Genomic DNA, 17,495 nt, shown 5'->3' on the forward strand with positions numbered 1-17,495 from the left:
TTTACTAATTTACTTGCTTGCGGCCGATCAAAGCACGACCCATAGAACCCCACGTTGGCTCTTTGCCGTACATCGTAATGCCCAAGCTAAATAGCCGTACTGCTGCTGAGCGGATGAAATAGACGGTCAGCAGCAAGACACCAAAGCTACCCAGCCATTCCCACCAAGCCACGCCGCCGTCAGCCACGCGAATCGGCATGACTGCGAACGAGGTCAGCGGGAACCAACTCAAGATCTGCGCAAGCAGGCCTTGCGGGCTATCCATGACGCCAAATCCTGCACCGACAAATAATGCGGGTAATAGCATCATGGCGCTGCGTCCGGAATGATTCGGGTCATCAATAGTGGCGGCAAATCCAGCCATCATGGCATTGATCATGCCGAGACCAAACAACGCAAAAAGCAGAGTGACGATAATCAATTCAGCGCCAAACTCTGGGTAGGTCATCTCGTCGCCGCTGGCAACTGTCATTACCAACACCACTAACACAATCAAGATGAGCACGGTTGCCATGCTTTTCAGACAGTGCAGAGTGACTCCGAGAATTTTGCCATCCATCCACTGGCTTGGCGTAATTAACGTCAGTAATTGCTCGGTAACACGTTGCTGCTTCTCTTGAGTAATCGCGGTCATCATGAGGCCGAAACTACCGAACACCGCCACCATAATACTGACCAAGATCATCGTTGGTAATGCCTTGGTGGCGGAACTCCGCTCATTTTGTTCATTCTGAAGGGTGATTGTGAAAGCAGGCGGTTTATTCAGTAACTCAATTTGTTCGGCGGTGAGCGCCAAATCACCGAGCTTCCGTTGCTGCAAATAACCCTGAATGGATGCTTCGACCCGTGTTTGCCAACCGGCATTACTTTTCACAACAAGATCAGAGCGATAACCTGTTTCTGGGTCCTCAGTAATAGACAATACTCCAGCGTATTCAGCGCCGATGTCGACTAAAGCTTGCTCGCGGTCGCTGACCATTTGCCACTCAATGTTCGGCAACGCCGGCACTTCAAATGGTGCTATCACTGCAACGGTATGAGTCTCTTCCAGCGCGGATTTTAAGTGTCCCCAGCCCATAGAAACACCAAACAACACGCCCATCAGCACAAGCGAGAACAGCTCCTGCTTCCACTTGAAAAAGCGGCGGAACTCGAATCCACCAATGCGAATAACTTGTTGCCACCGGCTCATGATTGCACCGCCTGAAGATAGAGTTCGTGGAGATTTTGCTGTTGCCGACTGAATTGGTTCACGGCACCTAACTGCTGGAGCTGAGCCAATAGCTCGGCTCCAGTACTCTGTTCGCTACAATTAATTTCAAACTCGTGGGAGCTGAGACTGTTAGATGAAACAACGCCGGGCATCTTTGCCACTTGTTCCGCATCAACCGCGTCTGCAAATTCAACAAACAACACCGAGCGCTGCTGCAATTGTTCACGAACATCCGCAAGGCTACCTTGCGCAATCACCTGCCCTTTATTCATGAGTACGAGTTTATCTGCCATGCGCTCGACCAATGCCATTTGATGGGCACTGAGAATAACGGTACAACCGCGCTGCCGCAGTTCTTCGAGTACACTGAGCACAAATTCTTGGTTAACTGGATCTAATCCGGAGAACGGCTCATCCAACACCACCAACTGCGGCGAATGCAGCAATGTGGCAATGAGCTGAACTTTCTGCTGATTTCCCTTGGAAAGCTGACGCATCGGTTCTTTGGCGCGATCAGTTAGGAAAAAACGTGCCAGCCACTGCTCGATACTTTGTTCCGCATCATGCTTGGGCATGCCGCGCAAATTGGCGATGTAACGCAAGTTATCGATGAGCGTTCTGTCTTGATAGAGACCGCGGTCTTCGGGTAGGTAGCCAAACGCGGCTGTTTCCAATTGACTCGCTGCTGCTTGGTCATTGTAGAAATACTGTATAGTGCCGTTATCTGGGCGAGTCAGCCCAACCATCATGCGCACTAGCGACGATTTGCCAGCGCCATTGGGACCCAACAATGCCAAAATCTCTCCGCCCGTGGCTGTCAGGCTGACGCCATCAACCGCTCGTACGGTCGCATAATCCTTCACGACTTGTTGTACTTCAATCCGCATACCCATTCCCTAACGCTCAGTCTTTAACGATAAAATATCCTACTACCATACTTTAGTTTCACGTAATGACACCATGCAAAGCAGCCGCAAAACTGTATTCAAATGTTTCGAGTAACATGCTCCTTGCACTTACAAATTGGTACAAAAATAGTGACTTAGTCATACATCTTCAGCGTCTTTGTCTATTTATCAGAGTGGTGAGTTCTTGGTACTATGAAGCAGCTCCAAAGTATTCGGGAAAAATACTGAGCATTTCACTTTTACAAGGAATTTATATGAAACTCTTTTCACTCGCCGCGACTTCAATTGTCGCAGCTGTTGCGTATACTCCTGCTGCTCAAGCAGATATTAATCCATGGCAAGATTGCGGTATCGGCGCCATCATTTTCGAAGACAATGGTGCGGCTTCTGCCATTTCGAACATCATTTGGGACTTAGGTACCACTGCTGTTACGTCGGCAACTGTATCTGAAGACACCTGTAAAGGTGCAACTCTGGTTACTGCGACCTACATCAACGAAAACTATGCGCAAATCGAGTCTGATTTAGCCATTGGTGAAGGTGAACACTTGACCGCAATGTTAGATTTAATCGCGCCGCAAAACCGCGCACAGGTTGTTGCTGAATTGCGTCAATCACTGCTTATCGACGCTGATCTACCAGTTGCGAAGAAAGCTGAAGCACTTTACTTAAAAGCCCACGCTGCTGCATTTGCAGGATAAGCTTTGACCGCTTTAATGCTGTATAAAAAAAGGCCCGCCTGGTTGGCGGGTCTTTTTATTTTGACTCTATTGATGGTTCCTGAGGGCAAAGCTCAGGTATCCGCAGCGCAATTCGCGAATGAACGTTTGTGGCTCAAATTGTTGCAGTATGATGAGTCGGGGCGCAGTGAAATTGACAACGATTCCTTCTTTTTCTCGCCTCAAGGCCGCACTGATCCGCTGGCAGAATTAACCGCGACACGTGCTGCATTTGTATCGGACTCAGGATCAATTTGCCAGTTTCCTGCTCGACACATGGCAATGCAACGCGCTGGACTTGTTGCCCCCTTCGACTATCAAAACTGCACTGATCTGCAAGCCTGGTTGCGAACCGATTCTGTTGAATCAATTACTTTGGTATTTGCTGACGGTTACTTGAAAAACCCTGCATCATTTCACGGCCATTTATTTTTACGCATCGACTCGCCGCGAACGGGTAGTGGACAACTACTAGACACCAGCCTTAATTTTGGCGCAACCGTTCCAGATTCGGATGATCCTGTCACCTACATTTTAAAGGGGTTATTCGGCGGCTACCGTGCTCGCTATTCCGCACAGCCCTATTATCGCCATAACCTATCGTATGGTGAGTTTGAACTCCGCAATTTGTGGGATTATGAGCTCGCATTCAACGCTGACCAAAGCCAATTACTAGCAGCTCATCTTTGGGAGCTCTCACGAACTGACTATCAGTACTTTTTTACCAGTAAAAATTGCGCGTACTACGTGGCAAGAGCCATAGAGGTGGTGACCCAAGCAAATCTTGTCCATCATCAAGAGTGGACTGTATTGCCCACAAACATTATTCAACGTTTACATCACTCGCCTGAGAATCTCGTTCGTCGAACTGAAGTGAATCAAAGCGCACAGTCTCAACTACAAAGCTATTTTCAGGAGCTGACCGCGCCTGAACAAAATTTAGTACGCAGTTGGATTGAACAACCTAGCCATAGACACGCGCTGATAACGGAATATTCGGAGCAAGAAAAGAAACGAGCACTGATTACGTTATCGAGCTATTACTCATTTCTCGAGCGCCAAGAGAGCGATAACTCACAGATAAAACACGATAAAGCAGAAGTCCTCAGAGCTTTACTCCAGCTTGCCCCGGGCAACCCATTTGTGATGGCGATCGATGCAGAGCCTCCACACCAAGGGCAGCCGGCTAACCTTGCACGAATTGGCTATCGATACTTTGACTTCGATAGCGCCTCGGAAGCTGCTTGGACCTTCACCTTCCGACCGAGCTTTTATGACCGTCTGCAACCGGCTACTGGCAAACTCGAACACTCGGCGCTCTCCATGGGTGAAGTTGAACTCAGTTATAACAAGGATCTTGAGCTCGAGCGCCTCTGGCTACTCAACATCGAAGCTCTCAATGTCAGTTATTCGGGTTTACCCGGGGATGGTGGCTTATCTTGGATGATTCGAGCTGGCGCTGAACGACATCGGCTCCGTGATTACAATGCGAAATTGTCCTCTTTTGTTACCGCTGGGTTTGGTCGAGCCGTTGAATTTGGCGATATTACGCCGTATGGACTCATTCAGGGTCGTATTCATACCAAAGAACTCAGCGCTGACGAGCATTATGTCACCCTTTCGCTACGCACCGGATTTGACTTCGCTTGGCGCGGTTTTCAAGGGTTTTGCGAGGTTGAACAACCCCTGCAAGCCGGAGCCAGTTGGAACAAGCAACGTTTGATTAAGCGCTGTGCCACGTCACTTTATAGCAACCCAAGAAGTGATTTGAGGTTTCAGGCAACGGCACAACATGGAGCTGCATTCGAGCTCGCCTACTCAGCCTATTTTTAAACCGTAGGCACAAAAAAGCCGAGCGGCTGCTCGGCTTTTGCATTCAAACTCAATGAGAGCTTATTTTTTTCCTTTGCCTTTTGCTTTCGCAGGCTTACCACAACTGCTTTGACCCGCTGCGCTAACAATCGCGCCACCTTCGGCTTCAGTGAGTAAACCCATATTGACTTGGTCGTTCTTGGCATGAGCAACACAACTGACATACTCACCATGATTTTTCCATGATTGACCTTCAGTTGGGCCTTCGCATGCGCACAGGTTAGCGATGTTTTGCTCACCTGAACAACCGAATTGGTCGACGCTTGCACCAGCAGCAGTGTCTACACACTGATCACCAGAGTCATTCACACCATCACCATCAGCATCTGTAACTGGGAAATCACTTGCATCATTCGGGTCAGTACCCGCAGCAACTTCTTCACCATCCAAGAAACCATCGCCGTCAGAATCCGGGTTGGTTGGATCGGTTTCAGTCAGTACTTCTTCGGCGTCTGTTAGACCATCATTATCCGTATCTTCAAAGACTACGTTAACGTTCGTTTCAAGACGGAACATACCACCGGCTAAACCGCCGCCATCGAAAATCAGGAAATCAAGAGTGTGATCGCCATCAAGAGATACTGGGTATGAAGAGGCAGTGCTCGTTAATCCTTGGTATCCGACTAGTTGACCGTCGATATAGATCCATGAACAGTTGTCAGCTAACAGATTCAATACGAACTGACCATTACCTGAAACTTCTGTTGAGTAACGCGTCCAGTTGTGGCCGCTTGGTCCGCGAGAATTCAGGTCACTCCAAGCGTTAATCCAAGACGCACTGAGGCCAGCTCCAGGCTGCCATGGATGCGCATTCAGTCCAAAATCGAAACTAGGATGTGGATTTTGCCAATTGCTGTCTAATGTGACGTCAGGATTAATTTTACAGGCCTGAGTTGTCCAATCACTGTAAGCAGCAGCAGGGAGTATTTCATCATATGCTGTTACGGAGGAGTTGCTGGTATAAACTATCGTTTCTGCGTGAGCTACCGATAAGCAGGCGCTAACCGCAAGAGCGACCGTGAGCATTTTTGTTGTTTTTAACATGGTCTAGCCTTTAGAGGTCAGTTGTTGATGGAGGGATTGACTGATTTGGCGGCTTACTTCCATTCGTACCGCTTCCATAAACAACTTGAAACGCTTCAATCAGTTATCGCTCAATGTAACTAAATGTTTCAGTTACGTGCGCAAAGTTATAGTCCTATTCTAGACAACTCACAAATATCGTTTGTCGTAATTAATTGTTGATTTTTTAGTCACTTGCGTACCAAGTTTTAATCGCGCTTCGATGACACTTAGTCGATTAATTTTGCGGGGAGGAGTAGCAACCAGTAAACTCCATCTATCACCAACCGAGCGAACAACTGAGATGTACTATGGCAGCTTTTGGTAGCGTGTTTATGCCACAAATGGCCCTAAGCACTTTTGACGGCAAGAATTGGAGCGATGTCACCCGCGTTAGCGCCCAGCAGATTAGTCTGCACCCCGGTGCGCACGTGTTGCACTACGCCAGTACCTGTTTTGAAGGGTTAAAGGCGTTTCGACACCAAGACGGCAGCGTACATATTTTCCGAATGGACGCGAATATTCGTCGCCTTGCACAGAGCAGCCAGTTGTTATCCTTGCCCAGTTTCTCGCCCGAGCTATTGGAAAGTATGATCACGGGCATTGTCCGTCATTATGCTAGCGAAGTTCCTGCACCTCCGGGCTCCATGTACATTCGCCCTACGCACATAGGCACAGAACCAGCCATCGGCAAGGCTGCCGCACCCAGCACAACCTCCATGTTGTATATATTACTGTCACCAGTGGGTGATTACTTTAGCGGTGGCGCTCGTCCGTTACGCTTATTGCTTGAGGAAGATGGAACGCGTTGCGCACCGCACATGGGTATGGTGAAGAGCGGCGGTAATTATGCCAGTGCTTTGCAGCCTATCTTACAAGCTAGAGCATCGGTCAATGCGGACCAAGTATTGTTCTGCCCGGGCGGTGATGTGCAAGAAACGGGCGCCGCAAACTTCTTGCTCATTGATGGCGATGAAATTATCACCAAAGCACTCGATAGTAGTTTCTTGCACGGTATTACCCGTGATTCATTACTAACTATCGCCCGTGACATGGGCATGACCGTAAGTGAACGTGAGTTGAGCGTCGACGAGCTCCTCGAACGAGCCCAAAAACCGGGTACCGAAGCTGCTTTATCAGGCACTGCCGCCGTCATGACTCCAGTTGGCACGCTGATTCATAACGGCAAAGAGCACAACGTCGGCACGGACGGCGAGACGCCAACCATCACCAAATTACGAACAGCACTAAACGACATTCAGTGGGGTAAAACCCCCGATTCCCACGGTTGGCTCACGAAAGTCTAGTTAGCCAGGTTCAAGCAGGCTTGTAGGTGATGCGCCCAAAATTCAGGTGGGTGCATCAACGCATTTCTGCCTAGGCTAATCTCGCAAATACTCACACCGTTTTCGTAAGCTCTTGGGAGCGACAAAACCACTACATCGTGTTGCTCCGCATATCGCGTCACCGCTTGAATAAGCGCTTGTTGTTCTCGTGCGATATGAAGGTGAAACATGGCCGCTTGAGGTTTGGCTGGATTTACTGTTACACCCTGAATACTGGCAAGCAAAGGTGCCAATTCCTGAGCATATTGAGCAGCTTCCTTCACGCTTGCGAGGTTCTCTTCGAGCCCTTGTTCAGCGGCCAAAATGTAGGGGTAAAGCGAAATCAAATTACCGCCGGCGCGACGATTCCAAATACGTGCTTCCGCTATAAAATCCTCTTCACCTGCCAACACCGCGCCAGCAATTCCACCCAAATCTTTATACAAGCTGACATAAACCGAATCGGCTAACGCACTAATTTCAGCCAAGCTGCGTTGATAGAAGTTCGGACACTGCCACAGACGTGCACCATCAAAATGCACGGCAATATCGCGCTCCCGCGCCCACTCCACCTGCTGATTCAAATCCTCCCAGCTGGGTAATTGACCGCCAATCTCACGCATCGGTAATTCCAGCACTATGGCGGCTAGTTCATAGTCAGATAGCTGAGCGAGGTCATCGAACTCAAGCATCTTTCTCGGCCGCCCCAATAGCTTCCCGGTCAATCCCCACAGCTTTTGATAACCGTTTTGCTCATGCAGAACCAGATGAGAGGTCGGGTGCAATCCCACTGTCGACTTACCACGCCGCTCACTATGAATTTTTAGCGCCAGCGGCTGTGCCAAGGTCCCGCTGGGCAGAAATACTGCTGCAGGCTTACCCAGTAAGGCCGCAATTTTGTGTTCAAAGGTTTCGATGAGTTCGCCAGTACCATACACATCCGCATGCTGGCTTTCGGCTCGCGCTACTAGCTTCCGCAGCGTCGTAGCAATAGATTCGGCTGGGTGCCGAAGAATAGAATGCTCAGCTGTTCTGGCAGCATGTGTATAGGCCATGCGCAGCGCATCAGTCATGATTTTTCGCACTCATAATGAGTCCTTGTAAGTCACGGTAATAGGACTAAAGACGCCAACAGAATCCGGTGCGCGTTGTTCAGTGCCATCGAGATCCCGGTTAATAAATAGTTCATTGTCGGCAATCCAACGGACCTCAAATTCGAGTTCGCTTGGACTTCCATCGACCATGAAAAACCCTTCGCCAACATCCTCAATTGCTTCGTCAGTATCGATAATAGCGACTCGTGTAGCTGGACCCACTAAAATGCCACAATAGCGCTGGTAAACAACAGCCTTATGCTGACCATCGGGCGACAGGACTTGAGAATAAAGATAGTTCTCACAATCCTGCCCAATGAAGTAGGCAATCGTGATAACTATCACCAAGAAGGCAAACAATGGCAGCCCAAACACAGCTAAAAACACCTTCATTAGGTTCTTCAAAACACTAGTTCCCGAATTAGAGTTAGATACCCGTGTAATTGCAGACTGCGCTTTGCAGGCGTGCGTTCAATTCTAGACAGAATTTTGAGGCCTACAACCAGCCCTTTTGATGTGCAATCCGCGCCGCTTCGGTGCGATTACTCGCATGCATTTTGCTGATGGCTTCCGACAAGTAATTGCGAGCGGTTCCCTCGGCAATGAAGAGCTCTTTGGCTATAGCTTGCGTACTGAGGCCTTGGCCAGCCAAACGCAGTGCTTTACGCTCTTTATCCGTAAGCGGGTCATGATGACCTAACGCTTGCATGAGCAATTCGTTACTGATGACCTGCTTGCCAGCACAGACCTGTTGAAGGCTGCTGATTAAGTCGTGAATTGGCGAGTCCTTGAGCAAGAAGCCGCTGACTCCAGCTTCTAGCGCTCGTTTTATATAGCCAGCTCGATTGAAGGTAGTGATGATGACGGAACGCACTTGTGGTTGCTGCTGATGCAACCACTGCACGAGTTCAATTCCTGTCATGTTGGGCATTTCGATATCGCTCAGCAATACATCGTAAGAATCGTTTTGGAGTTTACGTTTTGCATCGGCACCATCGACTGCTTCATCCACGTGATAGTCGGCTTCCAGACGCAACAAGCTCGCCAAAGCCGTGCGCACCATGGTTTGATCTTCGGCCAGCAAAATTTTCATGCGTTTGATTCCAGCTGTTTGGGCAGTGTCAGTGCCACTTCATATCCTGCTTGGGTTTTGATTGCGACATCACCCCCAAGTTCTTGCAATCGTAACTTCACGCCTGCTAAACCGTTACCATCTGCTGCATTCATCGCACTGCCATTATCGGTGATGCGCACCTGGTAAGTGTCAGCCGACTCATTGAAATGAATCTCACAGTGCTCACCGCTGCTGTGCCGAATCACGTTGGTAACGAGCTCAGTAATAGCGAGTACTAGTGCCGTTTCACGCTGGGAATCAATCTGTGGTGGGGCTCCAGAAATAGTGGTGCTAAAGCCTGCATCCTGAAGTCGTTGCTCGAGTCGCCGCAGTTCTAGCTGCAGACCACCATGCTTGTATCCCGAAACACTCTGCCGCACTTGCGATAAGCTGTTTCGCGCAATATCGCTGAGTTCGGCTAGCTGTTTGGCCGCGTCATCATATTGCTGCTTGCCCAACTGCGCTTTGGCGAGATCAGACTTGAGAATAATGCTGGATAGCGTGTGGCCTAAAATATCATGCAAATCACGCGCTATTCGCTCGCGTTCGACGCTCGTGGCTAAGCGTTCAATTTCCTCAGCACTTTTCTCTTTTTCTCGGGCATGACGCTGCCGTAAACGTTCGACTCGTCCAAATATTGCTACGGTGACAACAATCACCACACCGTAATGAAGAAATAGATCCCAGTGTGTGCCGGGCACCAACTGAAACCATGTCATAGTAGCAACTACACCCAACACACAAGCCAATGCGACTTGCCAGCGATAGGCGAAACCGACAAAGAACCCTACATAACTGAACAAGGCGACCGAACCAGGATTCAGTGGAGTCACCGCACAACTAATCGCAAACATGCCAAAAATTGGCCACGCCATGCGGTCAGTGGGCAACGAGAAGCAGTAAAAATAAATGCCAATAAACACCAACATGGCGGCTAACATGACGATAACTTGGAACAATGAGTAGGGATACAACACGATCGGCAAGATATAGAACCCCAAGTTAAAGAGGTAAATCCAAGCATGTTTTTGGTCGTTCGAACGCAACTCTGACATCCCGCTATCTCATTCACTTATAGTTCCGACAGGATCTTATTATGAGCAGATCCTGCCAGACAAACCAGTGACAAATGTCACTCAACAGTCATGACAAACGCTACTACAGGGTCATGAAGGACGAGCCTAGACTGATATCCAAAATACATTACCAAAGGATATCTCTGATGAAGCAGCTTAGTTTAAAGGTTCGAGCCCTCAGCAAAAGCTATGATTCAACTCAAGCACTACAGAATCTGAATTTAGATGCCTACGCTGGCGAAGTTCTGGCCGTACTCGGCAAGAATGGCGCGGGCAAAACCACCTTTATTCACAGTGTGTTGGGTATGCAGAGCTATGAAGCGGATATCATGGAAATTCTGGGAGTACCTATGTCTGAACAATCACGGTCATTAGATATTCGTCAGCAAGTTGGTGTGATGATGCAAGTTGGGGCGCTCAACGCCAATTTAACGGTCTTTGAGCAGCTAGATTTGTTTTGCAGCTACTATCCGAATGGGGAACTTGCCGCCGATTTGATTGAGGACTTTGGTCTAACGAAGTTCGCTCAGCAACGATTCGGTAAACTCTCCGGTGGCCAGCGCCAGCAAGTACTTTTTGCTATCGCAGTTGCTGGTAAGCCAGAGCTATTATTTCTCGATGAGCCAACTGTCGGGATGGATGTTGAGGCTCGGCATGCGCTCTGGGAGCAAATTCAACAACGTCGTAAAAGTGGCTGTGCCATTGTCCTCACCACACATTACATTGAAGAAGCCGAACGACTTGCCGATAGAGTCGCGATTTTGCGGGAGGGTGAGATTGTCGCTAATGGCACGTTGACCGAGGTTATTGCGGATCACTCATCGCTAGAAGCGGCTTATTTGCATCACATCAAAAATGTCTCTGCTAAGGAGCAGGCTCATGCGTAATACAACGGCTATTTACCTCAAAGAAAGTCACTATGACTTGGTCAGTTTATGGCGTACTCCAGGCTTTTTCCTGCCAGCAATTCTCTTTCCAGTCGTGTTCTATATTTTCTTCGGTATTGTTTTCAATTTTAGCGCGGCTCAAGGCGAATATATGCTGGTGTCCTACGCCTGCTTCGGCATGATGGGACCTGCATTTTTTAACTATGCTACGGCCGTTGCGAGTGACCGTGCGCATGGCTGGCTGACGCTCAAGCGGGTTTCACCGATGCCACTAGGTGCATACGTCGCCTCAAAATTTTATAGCAGCCAAGTGTTTGCATTGTGCATTGCGCTGTTGCTGTTCATTACTGGTGCTGTATTTGCCGATGTTGAGATGTATTTGTGGCAGTGGGGAACTTTATTAGTCGTTCTCTTGCTCGGCACTCTACCTTTCGCCCTCATTGGTTTGCTGATGGGACTGTGTCTATCGGATAAAGCAGCTCCGGCGGTGGTCAATTTAATCTATTTACCCATGGCCTTTTTATCGGGGCTCTGGGTCCCTATTCAGTTTTTGCCCGATGCAGTGCGCTCTATCGCATTCGCATTACCTTCATACCATTACTCACAACTTGCCCATGCGGTTATTGGTACTAGCCAAGGTCAGAGTATTTGGCTGCATATCGCGTACCTAGTGCTATTCTGCGCGGGTATGTTTGGTGTGATTTACTGGCGCTACCAAAAGCTCTCTCGATAGGATGCACTCGATGAAAACGAAACTCATTATTTTCGGTGTCATTACTGCGGTTCTTGCTGTGGTGTTACTGCTGCCAACGCCAGTGCAGAAGACCGCAACTGATGACAATAGCTTTGTACTCGGTCCGGTGCAGATTTTTGACGGTGAACGCGTGCTTCAAGCAACTTTTATCGAAGTAAAAGACGGAGTGATTGTCGCCATGCATGATGACAAGCCTGACCGCTCAGTACGCTGGGTTGATGGCAATAATCACTGGATCATACCAGGCTTGATTGATGCACATGTTCATGCTTGGGGCGATGCATTGGAGCAATCGTTGCAACGCGGAGTCACCACTGTGATTGATATGTTTGGTGATCCGAGTTTTCTACAGCTGAACAAAAATCAGCGCTCAACCGTCCTATTTACTGCCGGCGCAGATATGTATGGTGCAGGTTTACTGATGACCGCGCCCGATGGTCATGGCACACAATACGGCATTGATGTGTCGACGTTGGAGTCGCCTGAACAAGCGACTCAATTAGTACAACAGCGCATTGATGCAGGTTCGGATTTCATCAAAATTGTGTACACGGCTGAAGGTGTCGGCTACCAACATGCTCCGTCAATTTCCAAAGCCAGTTTGGAGGCAGCCATTGCTGCCACACACCAAGCCAATCGTTTAGCGGTGGTTCATATTGCCGACTACAACTCGGCTGTTGATGCTGTCACTGCTGGTGCCGATGGACTCGTGCATAGCTTTTTTAACGAACCTATTAGCGACCATTTACTTGCACTCATGGTAGCTAACGATGTATTCGTCATTCCGACCACCGTGGTTTACGAGGGGATGTTACGCGGAGCTATCAATGATGAAGTGCTGTTTAAAAACCCTGAATTGAATATCAGTAGAAGCGCAACATCGACACTGCATCAGTCGTTCCCAAATACCGATCGATTTCCTGCACACTACTACGACAATTTGATGGCGACGACCAAACGTATGAATGACGCTGGCGTCCGAGTGTTAGCAGGCAGTGACGCACCTAATCCAAATACAGCACATGGTTGGTCACTAGTGGTCGAAATGCTGCTTTTACAGCAAGCAGGTATGACACCGGCTGAAGTACTCACCGCCGCGACTGCTGGCACCGCATCTGCATTTGGCCTGCCCGACCGTGGACGCATTCAAGTAGGCTACAAGGCTGATCTAATAGCGGTTACTGAGTCACCACTCGACAACCTAGAATCATTACTAACACCGGCAAAGATTTGGAAGAATGGCTTTGTGGCATCTTCCGAAAATTAAACTTTAATGCGGTACCACAAGGCATAGAGCGCGGGGACAAATAACAGAGTAATTACTGTGCCCACGCCAACTCCGCCAATAAGAACATAGGCAAGTGGTCCCCAGAAGCTATCCTGGGTTAGTGGCACAAATGCGAGCATGGCGGCGAGCGCTGTGAGAATAACTGGCCGAGCACGCTGTACCGCAGCCTCCACCACGGCACCAAATGTTTCCATGCCATCTTTCAGGTTATCGGACACTTGCTGCGTCAAAATCAAAGTATTGCGCATCAAGATGCCAGCTAAACCGGTCAAACCCAGCAACGCCACAAAGCCAAACGGTTGATTGAATACCAGCAGCGCCAGCACTGCGCCGATCAAGCCGAGTGGAGCTGTCGCAAAGACCATGAAGGTGCCGCTGAACGAGCGCATTTGCAGCATGATGAAAATGAGCATCAGCGCCACCATCACCGGCTGCAATTTCTGCAACGAACCTTCCCCACGACTCGACTGCTCCACCGAACCACCAATTTCTATTCGATAGCCCACCGGCAGGTTTTCACGAAAATCGGCGATTTGCTCCCACAGTTCGGCGGTGACTGTATTCGGCTGTGCGCCACGAATATCGGCGATGACGTTCAGGTAGTTGTCACGATTATAGCGGCGTATCACGGGCTCCTCGTAGGCCACCTTGAGCGTCGCGAGTTGCGCCAGCGACACTTTGTCACCGCGGCTGTTCAACACTTCCAAGGTTTTAAAACGTTGCGGCGTTAACGCCTGCCCAGCCTCACGGCCACGAACATTAATGCTGACTGAACGGATATCCTCATACATGGCACTGATTGAAGCGCCTTCGAGGAGCAGTTGAAGCTGATCGGCCAATAAGGTCGGTGTCAGTCCCTGCAGTTGCAGCGCACTATGATCAATATCGAGCTGGTAGATCGGTGTTTTTTCGTCCCATTCCAAGTGCGAATTATGCGTGTAGGGGTGCTCAGCCATCAGGTCGCGAACTTGATGCCCAATGTCACGCAACTGGCCCATATCGGGTCCCAGAATGCGGAAGGTGATCGGCCAATTTACCGGTGGACCATAGAGTAATCGGTAAACGCGCACTCGCGCTTCAGGGTATTGCCCGGCTTCCACTTCTTGTTCCAACGCTGCCATTAGCGCATCACGGCTTGCTTGATCGTCCATAACCGCAACCACTTTCGCAAATGCAGGATCTTGAGGCTCTGGCGCCAAACTAATAAAGAATCGTGGCGGTCCGCCACCGACATAACTCGCCAGCGATTTCACATGCTCTTGTTGATTAATAAAGGCTTCAAGACGTCGTACTACGGCATCTGTTTGTGCAATAGCAGTACCCTGCGGCATGTACACACTCACCAATACTTCCGTGCGATCAGAGCTCGGGAAGAACTGCTTCTGCACCAGAGTAGCCATGCCCACACCGCTCAACACGAGTAAACCGACTGTACCGAGAACAACCTTCTTCCGATGCACCACGCACCATTGCACCGTGCTGCGCAAACGCTTATACAGCGGCGAATTGTAAGCACCTTCACCGTCATCATGCCCACCCCGGCTAGGCTTCGAATTTCCGATGAGGCGAACGCCCAAATAAGGCACAAATATTACCGCTACCAACCAAGATACGATGAGTGCGATACCTGTTACCCAGAAAATATTACCCGCATATTCACCGACGCCAGACTGGGCAAAACCAATCGGGAAAAAGCCCGCGATGGTCACCAAAGTACCGAATAACATTGGCGCTGCAGTCACTGTCCAAGCATGAGCAGCGGCCTTCGTGCTCTGCCAGCCATCGTGGATTTTCACCAGCATCATCTCCACCGAGATAATGGCATCGTCCACCAGCAAACCGAGTGACAGAATCAAAGCGCCGAGCGTTATCCGGTCGAGATTAATGCCCATTAACAGCATGACTAAAAACGTGATGCCAAGCGTTAATGGCACCGCTAAACCCACAATCAAACCCGCCCGAAAACCGATAGCGATAATACTCACCAGCATGACGACCGCGACCGCCATCAGGAACTTAATCTGAAATAGTCCAACAGCTTTATTGATGGCATCACTTTGATTCGTGAGTACCTCAAGCTGCACACCAACTGGTATCTGTTGCGTTTCCGCTGCAATAAATTCAGCTAAATTGGCGCCTAACTCTTGGCCATTGAAGCCTGCCTGCATGACCACACCAAGCAGCAGGGCGTCATCACCGCGCGAGCGAACGAAATAACTGGGTGGGTCTTCATAACCGCGCCGAACCGTAGCGATGTCGCCTAGCGGAACCACACCGTTGGCGGTCGGGATCGGTACCTGCGCAAGTTCTTCAGGATTCTCAAGCACGCTATCAACGCGGATATACAAGCGGGGTCCACGTGTCTCGATTCTGCCGGCAGGAGTCACTTCATTCTGCTGCTGAATGGCAGCAAAGATGTCCTGAGGATTAACGCCCAAATTCACGAGTCCGGCGGGATCGAATTCCACATAAACACGTTCTGCGCGCTCAGCCAACACCAAAGCTTTGTGTACACCTGGCACTCGCTGCAAGCGATCACGAATGCGCTCTGTCTCGCGCGTAAGTTCCCGCATAGGTAGCGCTGATTCAGCTGACCCTCCGGTCACTGCTATCAGGCTGAAGTACACATCATTGAAATCATCTAACACAATCGGACCTATTACTCCGGCTGGTAAGGTCCGTTGTTCATCAATCATCCGTTTGCGAACTTCATAAAACAGTTCGTCTACCATCTCGGCGGGCGAATATTCCTGAAATTCGATGATAATCGACGCAAATCCCGGCCGAATCGTAGTATCCAACCGATACACGTACTCGACTTCTTGAATACTTTTTTCGAGCTTGTCGACCACTTGGTCTTGCAGTTGCTGCGTGGTCGCACCCGGCCAAATTGCCTGGACGCTCATGGCGCGCACAGTGAAGGCTGGATCTTCAGCGCGTCCCATCGACGTAAAAGCAATAACGCCGGCCAACACCGAGAGAATTAGGAAAAATAGCGTGATTGAACGCTCGCGAACGGCAATGGCGGATAAATTAGGGAAGCTCATTGAGGCAGAACTCGCACAGCCATGTCTGGTGTCAGTACATGCGTACCCGCAGCGATAATCATAGTCTGCTCCGCGAAGTCTCCGTTGATGTACGCATATTCACCATCTACCGCAACCACAGTTATTGGCAGCGGATAGGCCTTACCATCACGGACCTCCCACACTTGCGTAGTTGTGCAGGTTTGCGTTTCGTCACTGCAGCGTCCATCAATAGCAGAAATCGGTACCTTGCCATTCGCAGCCGTAGACTCTGCGAAACGAACTTTGACAACACTATTAAGTGGTAGATTAGCCGCTGCTTCAAGCGCATAACGGGCACGCAAGGTGCGTCCAGAAGCATCCAATGCTCCGGCTGTTTCTCGCAATTGGAGTGGAACCACAGAACCGTCTACCAACAACAACTCTGCCGTTTGTAAATTGTCGATAGGCTGCGATTGCTGTGGTGGTAGCAACACTTCAATTTCGGTCTGGTCTGCAACCGCAAAGGTTGCCACAGCTTGGCCGCGGCTGACTACTTGCCCGCGTTCGGCAGTAAATTCAATCAAGATACCGTCAGCCGGCGCTAACAACTGGGCGTCTGCAAATGCCTTTTGCGCTAACTGCAATCGCGCCTGTTGCGCAGCCCGTTGTTGCTGCGCTTGAGTCAGTGCTAACTGAGCTTGGTCACGTTGTTGTTCGCTTACTAGCTTCGCATCAACGAGTTCTTGAACTCGCTGCAACTCAGCTTCTGCATTTGATGCTGCGGCAGTAGCCGCGGTTAAAGCTGCTTGCTCGGCTCGTAATTGCTGCTCAAGGTCCGACTCCACCAGTTGCATGAGCGGTTGCCCCTTGGTAACCATTGCACCCGCATTGACGAGACGCTCACCCACTCGACCATTCACCTCAAACGCCAAAGGCAGTTCGGTGCGTGATTTAACAATACCGGAGAGCAGCATAGGTCGCGGTGCATTCGCTAACGGTTTGACCACACGCACAGGTTTCGCGTTATCTTGATTTTGTTGCTCGGACGCAGGACTACAGGCACTGAGTCCAAGTCCCAAAAGTACTATCACTGCCAGTTGTGCGCGCATAGCTATCCCTAATGTCCAAGCTGATGGTCTTGAGTCTATCTACTATAAATGGCAATAGCGTGAATC

15 protein-coding genes are annotated in these 17,495 nt (G+C 49.7%); 6 read left to right on the plus strand and 9 right to left on the minus strand.

Annotation, left to right across the window (positions count from 1 at the left end; translation table 11 throughout):
- Nucleotides 1–4: 4 nt before the first annotated feature.
- Entirely contained in the window at nucleotides 5–1,192 is a 1,188-nt protein-coding gene (locus tag ACN0S4_RS08550) for an ABC transporter permease (RefSeq protein ID WP_417657269.1), read from the minus strand.
- Nucleotides 1,189–2,100: an ABC transporter ATP-binding protein gene (locus ACN0S4_RS08555; RefSeq protein ID WP_417657270.1), complete on the minus strand. Its 912-nt coding sequence runs from the start codon at nucleotides 2,098–2,100 to the stop codon at nucleotides 1,189–1,191. Before ACN0S4_RS08555 ends, ACN0S4_RS08550 begins: the two co-directional genes overlap by 4 nt.
- 275 nt (nucleotides 2,101–2,375) lie before the next feature.
- Here ACN0S4_RS08555 and ACN0S4_RS08560 point away from each other — a divergent pair, with 275 nt between their 5' ends.
- Nucleotides 2,376–2,822 carry a DUF3015 family protein gene (locus ACN0S4_RS08560; RefSeq protein WP_417657271.1) on the plus strand — a complete coding sequence of 149 codons (447 nt, stop codon included), beginning with the start codon at nucleotides 2,376–2,378 and terminating at the stop codon, nucleotides 2,820–2,822.
- Nucleotides 2,823–2,825: 3 nt separating this feature from the next.
- The gene (locus ACN0S4_RS08565) at nucleotides 2,826–4,673 is read left to right on the plus strand and encodes a DUF4105 domain-containing protein (protein WP_417657272.1); all 1,848 of its coding nucleotides are present in this window, start codon (nucleotides 2,826–2,828) and stop codon (nucleotides 4,671–4,673) included.
- A gap of 60 nt (nucleotides 4,674–4,733) precedes the next feature.
- Here the strand turns inward: ACN0S4_RS08565 and ACN0S4_RS08570 are convergent, their stop codons facing one another.
- Nucleotides 4,734–5,756 (minus strand): hypothetical protein, encoded by a 1,023-nt coding sequence (locus tag ACN0S4_RS08570; protein WP_417657273.1) that lies wholly within the window; start codon nucleotides 5,754–5,756, stop codon nucleotides 4,734–4,736.
- 317 nt (nucleotides 5,757–6,073) lie between these two features.
- Between ACN0S4_RS08570 and ACN0S4_RS08575 the strand changes: the two genes are divergently transcribed.
- Nucleotides 6,074–7,081: a branched-chain amino acid aminotransferase gene (locus ACN0S4_RS08575; RefSeq protein WP_417657465.1), complete on the plus strand. Its 1,008-nt coding sequence runs from the start codon at nucleotides 6,074–6,076 to the stop codon at nucleotides 7,079–7,081.
- Here ACN0S4_RS08575 and ACN0S4_RS08580 read toward each other — a convergent pair.
- The 4 genes from ACN0S4_RS08580 to ACN0S4_RS08595 form a co-directional block, all read right to left on the minus strand.
- The gene (locus ACN0S4_RS08580; RefSeq protein ID WP_417657274.1) at nucleotides 7,078–8,184 is read right to left on the minus strand and encodes a threonine aldolase family protein; all 1,107 of its coding nucleotides are present in this window, start codon (nucleotides 8,182–8,184) and stop codon (nucleotides 7,078–7,080) included. The two genes, ACN0S4_RS08575 and ACN0S4_RS08580, sit on opposite strands and share 4 nt — an antisense overlap.
- Nucleotides 8,185–8,586: a hypothetical protein gene (locus ACN0S4_RS08585; protein WP_417657275.1), complete on the minus strand. Its 402-nt coding sequence runs from the start codon at nucleotides 8,584–8,586 to the stop codon at nucleotides 8,185–8,187.
- A 103-nt stretch (nucleotides 8,587–8,689) separates the two neighbouring features.
- Nucleotides 8,690–9,286 (minus strand): response regulator, encoded by a 597-nt coding sequence (locus ACN0S4_RS08590; RefSeq protein ID WP_417657276.1) that lies wholly within the window; start codon nucleotides 9,284–9,286, stop codon nucleotides 8,690–8,692.
- Nucleotides 9,283–10,362, minus strand: coding sequence for a sensor histidine kinase (locus ACN0S4_RS08595; protein WP_417657277.1), 1,080 nt, complete (start codon nucleotides 10,360–10,362; stop codon nucleotides 9,283–9,285). The genes ACN0S4_RS08590 and ACN0S4_RS08595 overlap by 4 nt, the downstream gene beginning before the upstream one ends.
- Before the next feature lie 167 nt (nucleotides 10,363–10,529).
- On the opposite strand from ACN0S4_RS08595, the gene ACN0S4_RS08600 reads away from it, so the two are divergent.
- From ACN0S4_RS08600 to ACN0S4_RS08610, 3 genes are read left to right on the plus strand one after another with little or no spacing between them, the layout of a single operon-like run.
- A complete protein-coding gene (locus ACN0S4_RS08600) occupies nucleotides 10,530–11,270 on the plus strand; it encodes an ABC transporter ATP-binding protein (RefSeq protein ID WP_417657278.1) in 741 nt (246 codons plus the stop codon).
- Nucleotides 11,263–12,003, plus strand: coding sequence for an ABC transporter permease (locus ACN0S4_RS08605; RefSeq protein WP_417657279.1), 741 nt, complete (start codon nucleotides 11,263–11,265; stop codon nucleotides 12,001–12,003). The genes ACN0S4_RS08600 and ACN0S4_RS08605 overlap by 8 nt, the downstream gene beginning before the upstream one ends.
- A 10-nt stretch (nucleotides 12,004–12,013) precedes the next feature.
- A complete protein-coding gene (locus ACN0S4_RS08610; protein WP_417657280.1) occupies nucleotides 12,014–13,291 on the plus strand; it encodes an amidohydrolase family protein in 1,278 nt (425 codons plus the stop codon).
- Here ACN0S4_RS08610 and ACN0S4_RS08615 read toward each other — a convergent pair.
- Nucleotides 13,288–16,359 (minus strand): efflux RND transporter permease subunit, encoded by a 3,072-nt coding sequence (locus tag ACN0S4_RS08615; protein ID WP_417657281.1) that lies wholly within the window; start codon nucleotides 16,357–16,359, stop codon nucleotides 13,288–13,290. The two genes, ACN0S4_RS08610 and ACN0S4_RS08615, sit on opposite strands and share 4 nt — an antisense overlap.
- Nucleotides 16,356–17,429, minus strand: coding sequence for an efflux RND transporter periplasmic adaptor subunit (locus ACN0S4_RS08620; RefSeq protein ID WP_417657282.1), 1,074 nt, complete (start codon nucleotides 17,427–17,429; stop codon nucleotides 16,356–16,358). Before ACN0S4_RS08620 ends, ACN0S4_RS08615 begins: the two co-directional genes overlap by 4 nt.
- Nucleotides 17,430–17,495 lie beyond the last annotated feature (66 nt).

It is taken from the genome of Pseudidiomarina aestuarii (genome assembly GCF_048263735.1).
Classification (GTDB): Bacteria; Pseudomonadota; Gammaproteobacteria; order Enterobacterales; family Alteromonadaceae; genus Pseudidiomarina; species Pseudidiomarina aestuarii_B.

What these genes read in the sequence shown, in the direction of transcription:
- ACN0S4_RS08550 (WP_417657269.1), bottom strand. Translation starts at nt 1,192, where the DNA reads ATGAGCCGGTGGCAACAAGTTATTCGCATTGGTGGATTCGAGTTCCGC.
- ACN0S4_RS08555 (WP_417657270.1), bottom strand. Translation starts at nt 2,100, where the DNA reads ATGCGGATTGAAGTACAACAAGTCGTGAAGGATTATGCGACCGTACGA.
- ACN0S4_RS08560 (WP_417657271.1), top strand. Translation starts at nt 2,376, where the DNA reads ATGAAACTCTTTTCACTCGCCGCGACTTCAATTGTCGCAGCTGTTGCG.
- ACN0S4_RS08570 (WP_417657273.1), bottom strand. Translation starts at nt 5,756, where the DNA reads ATGTTAAAAACAACAAAAATGCTCACGGTCGCTCTTGCGGTTAGCGCC.
- ACN0S4_RS08585 (WP_417657275.1), bottom strand. Translation starts at nt 8,586, where the DNA reads ATGAAGGTGTTTTTAGCTGTGTTTGGGCTGCCATTGTTTGCCTTCTTG.
- ACN0S4_RS08590 (WP_417657276.1), bottom strand. Translation starts at nt 9,286, where the DNA reads ATGAAAATTTTGCTGGCCGAAGATCAAACCATGGTGCGCACGGCTTTG.
- ACN0S4_RS08595 (WP_417657277.1), bottom strand. Translation starts at nt 10,362, where the DNA reads ATGTCAGAGTTGCGTTCGAACGACCAAAAACATGCTTGGATTTACCTC.
- ACN0S4_RS08600 (WP_417657278.1), top strand. Translation starts at nt 10,530, where the DNA reads ATGAAGCAGCTTAGTTTAAAGGTTCGAGCCCTCAGCAAAAGCTATGAT.
- ACN0S4_RS08605 (WP_417657279.1), top strand. Translation starts at nt 11,263, where the DNA reads ATGCGTAATACAACGGCTATTTACCTCAAAGAAAGTCACTATGACTTG.
- ACN0S4_RS08610 (WP_417657280.1), top strand. Translation starts at nt 12,014, where the DNA reads ATGAAAACGAAACTCATTATTTTCGGTGTCATTACTGCGGTTCTTGCT.
- ACN0S4_RS08615 (WP_417657281.1), bottom strand. Translation starts at nt 16,359, where the DNA reads ATGAGCTTCCCTAATTTATCCGCCATTGCCGTTCGCGAGCGTTCAATC.
- ACN0S4_RS08620 (WP_417657282.1), bottom strand. Translation starts at nt 17,429, where the DNA reads ATGCGCGCACAACTGGCAGTGATAGTACTTTTGGGACTTGGACTCAGT.